This is a genomic window from Streptosporangium sp. NPDC005286 (genome assembly GCF_040607515.1).
GTDB lineage: Bacteria > Actinomycetota > Actinomycetes > Streptosporangiales > Streptosporangiaceae > Streptosporangium.
Map to the genome: position 1 here is coordinate 68,405 of NZ_JBEXGU010000026.1, position 9,938 is coordinate 78,342.

Here is a 9,938-nt window from a genome sequence, read left to right on the forward strand (position 1 = left end):
GGGAAAACACCTTCCCCGCTACTTTTTCCGCGCCAAGCACATAGTTGGACAGCACTCTTGGAATTGACTTGTAAGTGCTTGGCATCCGCTGGAATACCGCAGGCGATGCTCAGGCCCTCAGCGGGACCGTCGACCAGGCGCCCGGACCGGGCACCTCGCCCGCGACCTGTTCGTCGCCCTAGCCGGATCCAACCCATCTACAAGCGGCTTGGACCACGCTCGCCCCCATGGGAGACGGGATCGAGAGCGGTGAGGAGGGGGCCGGGTGGGCGCGGATCGGCCCGTGGACGGTGCCCTGGCATCTGGCCTGGTGGTTCACCGCCGTCCTGGTGGCGCTGGCCGCGGTGCATTTCGTGCTGGACCGGGAGCGCCTCGGCACACCCCTGACGATCTTCAACCTGCTCGCGCTCGCGTTCTACTTCTGGGCCTACGGCCAGTGGCGCCGCCGCTTCGAGCCCGAACTGGCGTCCTCCGACGCGCAGCACTGGCTGGTTCTGCTCTTCGCACTGATCCTGGCGCTGGCCCTGTGGCCGATCGGGAGCTGTGGCCCGCCCATCGGGACGCTGATCCCCTGGTTCGGCGACGACCCCGCGGAATGCGAAGGCCTGAGCACGAGAACGACCCAGCTCACCTTGCTGGGCCTGCTGGCCATCCCGCTGGCGGTCTCCACCGCCGTCAACCGCGCCCGCGGCTGACCTCGTCCACGGTTTCCAGTACGGCGCGGACTGAGCGCAAGGGAACACCCCCACAGCGCAGGAGCCTTCGTCCAGCGGCACGTCACCAAGGGAGTGACCATCGGCGCCGGCAAGGGGCGGCGACGCGGTGACCCGGTGGGCTCACCGGCCGTCCGCCGGACCTCCGAGCGACCGCGACAGCGCGTCCAAGCGGGCGGCCTCGGCCTCGTTGTCCAGCTGCCGGTACTCCCGGCGGGCCTCCGCCAGGGTGCGGCGGGCGGCCGCGAGGTCCCCGCTGCGCGCGTAGACCTCGCCGAGCGCCCCGAGGGTGCGCGCCCTGCCGTAGGCGTTCTGCAGCCGCTCCCACAGGTCCGCGGCGGCGAGCAGGCGGGCGACGCTCTGCCCGTGCCGTCCCTCCTCGCTCTCCAGCAGGCCGAGCCCGTGCAGCGCGACCGCCTGGCCGTGCTCGTAGTGGCAGGCGGAGCTGGCGGCCAGCCCCCGCTCCAGCGTCCGGCGGGCGTCGGGGTGGCCGCGGTCGGCGTAGAGCTGCCCGAGATGGGCGAGCATCTGCGCCTCCATCAGGGGGTCGGCGGAGGAGCGGGCCCTCTCCACGGCCCGGCGGAGCTGTTCGGCGCCCTCGTCGAACCGGCCGAGCCGCTTGCAGATCATGCCGAGCAGGGCGCGCACCACGCACTCGTCGCGCGGGCTGGCCAACTCCTCGACGATCACCATGGCCTGCCGGGCATGGCCGAGCGCCTCGTCGTAGCGCCCCCGCTCGCTGTCGATGCTGCTGAACTGCTGCAGCACGTGGAGCTCGCCGAGCGGGTAGCCGCAGCTCCGGGCGATCTCGACGCTCTCCTGGAGCCGGGACAGGGCCCGCTCGTAGTCCCCCCGCAACCGGTACGTGTCGCCGCAGAGGTACAGCGCGTCCGCCGCGCCGCGCGGCTCACCGAGTTCGCGGAAGATCCGGAGGGACGCGTCAGCCCACTCGATCTTGTCGTCGAGCACCGCTCCGGACTTACCGGAGTGCAGATCGGCCAGGTTGCGCAAGATGACCGCCTCGCCCCGGCGGTCGCCGGCCGCCCGGCAGGCGGCCAGCGCCAGCCGATGCGTGCGGATCCCCTCGGAGGCGTCGCGCAGCTCGTAGAAGGTCTGGGCGGCGGCGGCCAGTCCCCACGCGTACCCCGTCTCCCCCATCGCGGCCGACTGCCGCACCAGGGCGGCGAGCGCCTGCCGTTCCACCTCGAACCAGGCGAACGGGTCGCCCACCACGCTCTCGGCCGCGGCAGGACGCCAGCGGGGCGCGGCGGAGCGCAACGCCGCCACGGTACGCGCGGGAAGCAGCTCGTCGGCCCTCTCGGCGAGCAGCAGCCACCCGCCGAACACCCGGGACAGGGCCGCCCCCCGGGTGTCCGCGTCGTCCTCCCGCTCCGCGCGGTGCCGGGCGAAGATCCGGATCAGGTCGTGCAGCCGGAACCGCGGCCGCCCCCCGAGGTCGGGGCCGACCTCGTCGACGAGGCGCGCGTCCACCAGGGAGAGCAACCAGTCATCCGCGACCCGCTCCGGCGCACCGGTCAGCGCGGCGGCGGTCCAGGCCGGGAAATCAGGGACGTCGAGCAGCCCGAGCAGCCGGAACAACCGGCGCTGCGACCGGTCCAGGCCCGCGTAGGAGGTGCCGATGGCGGCCCGCACATCGAGGTCGCCGGCCCGCAGCCGGTCGAGCCGCGACGTCTCGTCACGGAGTTCCTCCGCGATGGCGGACAGCCGCCATCCCGGTCGCGTCGCCGCGCGCGCCCCGGCGATCCGCACGGCCAGCGGCAGCTGACCGCACAGCCCGACGATCTCCAGCGCGGCGCCGGGCTCCTCCCGGACCCGTCCGGCCGTCACGATCCTGGCGAACAGATCGAGGGCCGCACCGGGCTCCAGTACGTCGAGATCCGCGAAGTGGGCGGACTCCAGGCCGAGCAGCCGCTTGCGGCTGGTCACCAGCACCGCGCAGCCGCCCGCCCCCGGCTGGACCGCTCTGACCTGGGCCTCGGCCTCGGCGTTGTCGGCGAGCACCAGGACCCGCCGGTCCGCGAGCAGGCTGCGGTAGAGCTGGATCCGCTCGGTGAGCGGTTCGGGGACGGCGGGGCCGGGCACCCCGAGGGCACGCAGGAACTGCCCCAGCACCGCGCCGGGCGTGGTCTGGCCGGTGAAGTCGGCGTACAGCTGGCCGTCGGGGTAGTTCCTCCTGAGCCGGTGCGCCAGCTGGACGGCCAGCGTGGTCTTCCCCACCCCCGCGCGGCCGGAGATCGCGATCGTGCGGAGCGCCCGGCTGTCGTCCGCGGCCAGCACCGCCGTCCAGTGCTCGATCTCCTTCTCCCGGCCGGTGAAGTCGGGCAGGCAGGGCGGGGTCTGCGCCGGGATCCGCCCCTGCCACACCGGGCGGCGCTCGTCGAGCAGGACCTGCTGGTGCACCCCGCACAGCTCGGGTCCGGGGTCGACGCCGAGGTCCTCCCGCAGCAGCCGCCGGTGGTCGGCGAAGAACTTGAGCGCCTCCGGGCGCCGTCCCGCCAGGTGCAGGGCCCGGACGAGCAGGACGGCGAGGTCCTCCCGGTACGGGTGCTCCGCCACCAGGCTCACGAGCTCCTGCACGAGCTCCTCAGGCCGTCCCCGTTCGAGATCGCCCTCCATCCGCCAGACGAGCGCCGCCAGCCTACGCTCGTCGAGCCCGCCGGCGTAGGCGGCCACCAGGGGCGTCACCGGCACGTCCGCCAGCACCGGTCCGCGCCAGAGCGAGAGCGCCCGGCGCACCAGCGGGAAGGCCCCACCCGGGTCACCCCGCGCGCGCAGCCGGATCCCCTCGTCGCAGAGATCCTCGAAACAGGTCGCGTCGACGGCGTCGCGCTCGACGTTCAGCCGGTAACCGCCGTGGCGGGACTGGATGACCTCGGCCCCGCGGTCGTCCAGCAGCCGCCGCAGCGACATGACGTAGCCGCGCACCAGCGTCCGGCACGAAGCGGGGGGCGCGTCCCCCCACAGCTCGTGGACCAGGTGGTCCACCGACACGTTCTGCCCGGCCCGTACGAGCAGCGCGGCCAGCACGCCGCGGACCTTGCTCCCGCCGGGTGACACCCAGCGGTCACCGTCCCACACCTCCAGAGGCCCTAGGCAGCGGAACCTCGTCGATGTCAACCGATCTCCACTCAGCCGCGGCCTGAACAGAATCTCTACGCCATTTCTACGGCATTTCTACGGCGGAGGCCAATGATTCCGGTGACCGCCAAAGATCGGATCTGCGTTTCCGGAACGCACAGAAAGGAAGAGCTATGGTGCGATCGATAAGCGCCCTGGCCGACCGGCTGCTGAGCCGGCTGGTCCCCGCCGGGCACGCGGACGCCGCGTCCTGCTACTACCAGCAATGTGGCGCCCGGCACTCCAGGTACTGCTGCTACTACCCCGACGACGGCGTGACCGTCTGCGGCAGCTGCGTCTACCGGCCCTAGCCCGGATTTCGCTCCCGTCGGCCGGTACTCCCGCCGGCCGGCGGGCCACCAGTGGAGAGGAACGAACACGATGCCCTATCTGATCGCCGCCGTCGTCGTGCTGGGCGTGCTCTGCGGGCTGAACCTCATGCTGCTGCTCGCGGTGGTCCGGAGACTGAAGGAACACGCCCGCACGCTGGCCGGGCTGTCCGGGGCGGGCGACGCGCGCCTGCCCGAGGCCGGATCGGCGGTCGGGCACTTCGACGCGCTGAGCACCGACGGCGAGGCGGTGTCCCGCCACGCGCTCGAACCGGGCACCCTCGTCGGTTTCTTCTCACCCGGCTGCGGGCCGTGCACGGAGAACCTGCCGAAGTTCACGGCGTACGCCGCGGCGCTGCCCGGTGGCCGGGACCGGGTACTCGCGGTGATCGCCGGCGCCGACGACTCCGAGGACATGCAGGTCGCGCTGGCCCGGGTCTCCCGGGTGGTCGTGGAGGCGCACGGGGGGCCGGTGGCCGCCGCCTTCGGGGTGAGCGCCTTTCCCACGTTCTGCGTCCTGGACGGCGAGAGCGTCATCACCGCGGCGGGATTCGACCTCTCGGCGCTGCCGAACCCGGTCACGGCATGACGGCACGGGGAGAGGACCGGCGGTCGCGGCTGGGGGAGCTCGGCGCGGCGCTGCGCCTGGGGTGGCAGGCAGCGCCCCGGCTGCTGCTGGGGTACACGGCGCTCACCGTGGTCACCGCGGCCGCGCCGGTCGCGACCGCCTGGTTGACCAAGGTCGTGCTGGACGGGCTGACCGGCGAGAACGACCGCGTCATGACCGCGGCGATCATCCTGGTCTCCGTCGGGGCGCTGACGCTCGCGATACCGCACGCGCGCCGTTACCTCCGGGCGGAGCTGGGCCGCTCGATCGCGCTCCGCACCCAGGACCGGCTGTACACGACGGTGAACGGCTTCACCGGGCTGTCGCGGTTCGAGGATCCCGCCTTCCTGGACCGGTTGCGCCTGGCGGAGCAGGCCGCCCGGCACACGCCGGGCCAGATCGTCGAGGGCACGCTCGGCATCGCCCAGAGCGTGATCACGGTGCTTGGCTTCGTCGCCTCGCTCGCGGTGATCAGCCCGATCATCACCGTGGCCGTGCTGGGCGCCGCCGTGCCCACGCTGATCGCGGAGATCTCCCTCAGCCGCCGCCGTGCCCGGCTGATGTGGAACATCAGCCCCGTCGAACGCAGGGAGATCTTCTACGGCCGGCTGCTCGGCGACGTGCAGGCGGCCAAGGAGATCCGGCTCTTCGGGCTCGGCGACTTCCTCCGCGGGCGGATGCGGGCCGAGCGAGTGCGCGCGAACGGGCAGCACCGGCGACTGGACCGCCGCGAGCTGATCACGCAGGCGGCGCTGAGCCTGGTGAGCGCGGGCACGGCGGGGGCCGGGCTGGTCATGGCGATCGGTGCGGCGCTGAACGGCTCGGGCACCGCGGGGGACATCTCCATGTTCGTGGTGGCGGTGGCCTCCGTGCAGGCGTCGCTGACCTCCCTGGCCGAGCAGGCGGCCTACACCCACCAGGAGCTGCTGATGTTCGGCCACTACCTGGCCGTCGAGCGGCTGGAGCCCGACCTACCGCCGCCGGCCCGGCCCCGGCGGCTCCCCCCGGCCGGCGACATCGAGCTGCGCGATGTCTGGTTCCGTTACAGCGAGGACCATCCGTGGATCCTGCGCGGGGTGGACCTGACCATTCCCCACGGGTCGACCATGGCCCTGGTCGGCCTGAACGGGGCGGGGAAGAGCACGCTGGTGAAACTCCTGTGCCGTTTCTACGAGCCGACATCCGGCTCGATTCACTGGGGCGGGATCGATCTGCGGGACGTGCCCGCCGTCGATCTCAGGAAACGGCTGGGAGTGGTCTTCCAGGACTACATGTCCTACGACTTCACCGCCGCGGAGAACATCGGGCTCGGCGACCTGACCGCGATCGAGGACCGGGAGCGGATCGTGGCCGCCGCGGAGCGGGCGGGTGTCGACGACATCGTGCGGCGGCTGCCGCACGGGTACGACACCATGCTGAGCCGCACCTTCTTCATGGAGGCGGACAGGGACGACCCGGTCACCGGGGTGGTCCTGTCCGGCGGGCAGTGGCAGCGCCTGGCACTGGCCCGGGCGCTGCTCCGGGACGACTGCGACATGATGATCCTCGACGAGCCGAGTGCCGGGCTGGACGCCCAGGCCGAACACGAGATCCACCGCCGGCTGCGGTTGCTGCGGGCGGGCCGGACGAGCCTGCTCATCTCCCACCGGCTCGGCGCGGTTCGCGACGCGGACCTGATCGTGGTGCTGGAGGACGGGCGGATCGCCGAGCGGGGCGACCACCACGAGCTGTACCGGGCGGACGGCCCGTACGCGCGGCTGTTCCGTCTCCAGGCGGACGGCTACCGGGACGAGGTCGCCGTCATCGGGGCGGAGCCGTGACCGGGCCGCTCCTGGGCGTCCTCGCCGCGGCGGTCCTGGCGGGCCTGCTCTGGACCCGGCGGCGCTTCCTCGTGGTGACGGTGCACGGGGTGAGCATGGAACCCACCTACCGGGAGGGCGAGCGGCTCCTGATCCGCCGGGCGTCCCTGGCCGCGGTCCGCCCGGGGCAGGTCGTGGTGATGGCGGATCCGGTGCCCCCCGGGCAGTGGATCATCAAGCGCGCGGCCGCCGTGCCCGGCGACCCGGTGCCCGGGGAGGTGGCGGCTGCCGCGCGGGCCGCCCCCGGCGCACGGGTCCCGGCGGGCTGCCTGGTGCTGCTGGGTGACAACCCGGCCGCCAGCGTCGACTCCCGGAGGTTCGGTTACTTCTCCGGGGGGCGGCTGCTCGGTGTGGTGTCCCGCCGCCTGGGCGCCCAGGAGCGGGTCACGGACCAGGTCGTCACCGGCCGCGGACAGCGGCCGGGATCGGATCCGGCAGCAGGTGGAGGCCATGGTGGCGGCCGCCCTAGCCGCGGGGACCGGCCGGGATCGCCGCCGCGACCGGATCCCGGCCCGTAGCCAGGCCCGGCGGCGGCCCGGTCAGCGATCAGGCCAGCACCCGGTGGCCGCCAGCGCCTCCCGCGGGGACGAGACGTACCTGACGCCGGCCACCGGATGCCCCGCACGGTCGTCGACCAGCCGCCAGCCGCCGAGCTGGACCACGGGGACACGGCCGCGGCGCATCGCGAGCGCCAGTTCCGACAGGGTGCCCCACGATCCGCCGATGACGATCACCGCGTCACCCGAGTTGACGATGATGCTGTTCCGCGCCTCCCCGACGCCGGTCGGGATCACGATGGACAGGTCCGGGTTGGCGTACTCCCGGTCCGCTCGGGACAGGATGCCGACCACCGTCCCGCCCGCCGAGCGGGCGCCGGACGCCACGGCGGCCATGACCCCCGTGTAACCGCCGCAGATCACCACCGCGCCGCGCTCCGCCAGCAGCCGGCCGACCTCGCGGGCGTTGGACTCGTCCTCGCCGGTGCAGTCACGCGGACCGCAGACCGCTACCTGAATCGTCACGATGAGACCTTTCCAAATGGCGGTGGTCAACGCGCCACGGCGAACCCGACCACCACGCACACCAGACCGATGGCCGTCATGACCGGCAAGGTCGTGTACGAGTTTCGCCGGCCGCGGCGCCCCCCGATGTCGTTCGCCGCCTTCCAGCCAGCCTCGTCGTAGTGCCAGTGCGCTCAACTCTGGCCGGCATCTGGTTCATGTCCCACAGATACACCTGCGGCCGCATCATCACCGCCAAGATGAGCCAGAACACCAGCAGTATCCCGGCCGGTATACGGTCAACTCCAGGTGGCGCGCTTGAGCACGTTCGACAGCCCCGGTGTGTTCCAGACGTCCACCACCAGAATCTTCGACGAGGGCAGGAACCACTCCCGCTGAGTGAAGCTCGCCGTCCGCCGGCCACCGTTGTTCGTCACGCACTGGTTGGGCCAGGCGGTGTACTTCGCCTTGTGGCCGCGTCCGACCTGGTGCAGACCTGTCGAAGTGGCCCTCTCACCAGGGAACCAACTGGTCTTGGCGTTGAACGGACAGGGCACCACGCCACTGAAGGGATGGAACTGCTCCTTGCCGGTGTAAGTGATGAAACCGCCCCCGACCGGGACCTTGGTGATCGCCTTTGCGCCGAACACCCAGAACCCTTGGCAGTTCGGGGCGAAGGGTTCTGGCCTCTTGCACTTTCCGGTCACCACTACGACGCTGTTCCCGTTACCGTGCACCTTCCAGCCGGCGGGGATCTTCAGGTTCATGCCCTGGAAGGAGAAGGCGTTGGTCCCCGAAGCCGACGGGCCGGAGGAAACCCCTGCCGCTGTGGCCGAGGCTGTGGCGGGAGCGGCGAGTACGGCGGCTACAGTCAGGGCGGCGAGGACGGAAGATCGTTTTCTCATGTCGGGAAACTACTGGCCCCCACTTGTAAATCACTATGGCTTCATTTGCGGCGCGGCGTCACCGACGGAATGGCCCGGCGCGCCGAGCGGTCCTCGCACGACTGCGCATGCGGCTTCGGTGACATGTTCCTGCGGGCCATGCCACACTCGGCCCCGTCCCCACGCTGATTCATAGAGCCGTCGACCACGGCGCCGCGCTCCGGCCGTCTGAGCATCAGGCGATCGTCGCATCGCGTGCTTCTGAACGGAGCCGCCCGTCGTGGTGGGTCCACGACAGGCGGCATCCGTCTCAGGCCTCCTTGGACAGGGCCGCGAACTCGTCGTCGGTCAGTTCGACGCCTGCGGCGGCGATGTTGTCCTCCAGGTGGGCGACCTTCGAGGTGCCGGGGATGGGGAGCATCACCGGGGAGCGCTTCAGCAGCCAGGCCAGGGCGAGCTGGGACGGGGTGGCGCCGTGCGCCCTGGCCGCCTCGGCGAGCGGGCCGCCCTCCTCGGCCAGCTTGCCGGTGGCGAGCGGGAACCACGGGATGAAGCCGATGCCGTTGGCCTCGGAGTACTCCAGCAGCGGCTCGGCGTCGCGCTGGGCGAGGTTGTAGAGGTTCTGCACCGAGACGATCCTCGCGAACCTGCTCGCCTCCTCGACCTGCTCGACGCTGACCTCGCTGAGGCCGATGTGCCGGATCTTGCCCTCCTGCTGCAGCAGGGCGAGCTCCCCGACCTGGTCGGCGAGGGGCACCTTCGCGTCGATGCGGTGCAGCTGGAACAGGTCGATCCGCTCCACGCCGAGGTGGCGCAGGCTCAGCTCGGCCTGCTGGCGCAGGTACTCGGGGCGGCCGACCGGGCGCCAGTCGTCGGGGCCCGACCGGGTGAGCCCCGCCTTGGTCGCGATGACCAGGTCCTCGGGGTAGGGGTGCAGCGCCTTCTTGATCAGCAGCTCGGAGACGAACGGGCCGTAGGAGTCGGCGGTGTCGATGAAGTTGACGCCCAGCTCGACGGCGCGGCGCAGCACGCGGACCGCCTCCTCGGGGTCGCTCGGCTCCCCCCACACGCCCTTCCCGGTGAGCTGCATCGCCCCGTACCCCAGGCGGTTGACCGTGAGGTCGCCCCCGATGGCGAACTGGCCCGACGCCTCGGCGGGACGTTCCGTACTCGTCATGGTGTTCTCCTCAGAATTGATCGAAATCACGGTTCGAAACGGCCACAACGCGCTACCTGGGCCGATGCTTCCCTTTTCAGCGCCCGTACCCGGAAAACCGCTTTCAACCACGTACGGCCCGCTCCCCTAGGGGAGCGGGGCCGTGCCGGGGCCGGGGCCGGGGGCAGTTAGGAAGAGCACACGTCTTAAAACCAGTCACCGAACAAACGATCTCGAATTCCGTGATTAAG

The 9,938-nt window shown here is 71.7% G+C and carries 9 protein-coding genes; 5 read left to right on the forward strand and 4 right to left on the reverse strand.

Features of this window, described 5'->3' with window-relative positions; genetic code table 11:
• Window positions 1–227 precede the first annotated feature (227 nt).
• The gene (locus ABZU75_RS12920; protein WP_355552976.1) at window positions 228–695 is read left to right on the forward strand and encodes a hypothetical protein; all 468 of its coding nucleotides are present in this window, start codon (window positions 228–230) and stop codon (window positions 693–695) included.
• A 141-nt stretch (window positions 696–836) separates the two neighbouring features.
• Here ABZU75_RS12920 and ABZU75_RS12925 read toward each other — a convergent pair whose 3' ends face one another.
• On the reverse strand, window positions 837–3,851 hold the full coding sequence (locus ABZU75_RS12925) for a BTAD domain-containing putative transcriptional regulator (protein WP_355552979.1): 3,015 nt from the start codon (window positions 3,849–3,851) through the stop codon (window positions 837–839).
• Window positions 3,852–3,985: 134 nt separating this feature from the next.
• Between ABZU75_RS12925 and ABZU75_RS12930 the strand changes: the two genes are divergently transcribed.
• The 4 genes from ABZU75_RS12930 (at window position 3,986) to ABZU75_RS12945 (ending at window position 7,164) form a co-directional block, all read left to right on the forward strand.
• Window positions 3,986–4,162, forward strand: coding sequence for a hypothetical protein (locus ABZU75_RS12930; protein WP_350911797.1), 177 nt, complete (start codon window positions 3,986–3,988; stop codon window positions 4,160–4,162).
• A gap of 70 nt (window positions 4,163–4,232) precedes the next feature.
• Window positions 4,233–4,769, forward strand: a complete 537-nt coding sequence (locus ABZU75_RS12935) for a TlpA disulfide reductase family protein (protein ID WP_355552983.1) — start codon at window positions 4,233–4,235, stop codon at window positions 4,767–4,769.
• Complete coding sequence (locus ABZU75_RS12940; RefSeq protein ID WP_355552986.1) at window positions 4,766–6,607, forward strand: ABC transporter ATP-binding protein; 1,842 nt, start codon at window positions 4,766–4,768, stop codon at window positions 6,605–6,607. The genes ABZU75_RS12935 and ABZU75_RS12940 overlap by 4 nt, the downstream gene beginning before the upstream one ends.
• On the forward strand, window positions 6,604–7,164 hold the full coding sequence (locus ABZU75_RS12945) for a S26 family signal peptidase (RefSeq protein WP_355552988.1): 561 nt from the start codon (window positions 6,604–6,606) through the stop codon (window positions 7,162–7,164). The genes ABZU75_RS12940 and ABZU75_RS12945 overlap by 4 nt, the downstream gene beginning before the upstream one ends.
• Window positions 7,165–7,185: 21 nt before the next feature.
• Here the strand turns inward: ABZU75_RS12945 and ABZU75_RS12950 are convergent, their stop codons facing one another.
• From ABZU75_RS12950 to ABZU75_RS12960, 3 genes are all read right to left on the reverse strand, one after another.
• Window positions 7,186–7,668: a TIGR00725 family protein gene (locus ABZU75_RS12950; RefSeq protein WP_355552991.1), complete on the reverse strand. Its 483-nt coding sequence runs from the start codon at window positions 7,666–7,668 to the stop codon at window positions 7,186–7,188.
• Window positions 7,669–7,946: 278 nt separating this feature from the next.
• Window positions 7,947–8,414, reverse strand: a complete 468-nt coding sequence (locus ABZU75_RS12955; protein WP_355552994.1) for a hypothetical protein — start codon at window positions 8,412–8,414, stop codon at window positions 7,947–7,949.
• 427 nt (window positions 8,415–8,841) lie between these two features.
• On the reverse strand, window positions 8,842–9,708 hold the full coding sequence (locus ABZU75_RS12960; protein ID WP_355552997.1) for an aldo/keto reductase: 867 nt from the start codon (window positions 9,706–9,708) through the stop codon (window positions 8,842–8,844).
• Window positions 9,709–9,938: the final 230 nt, after the last annotated feature.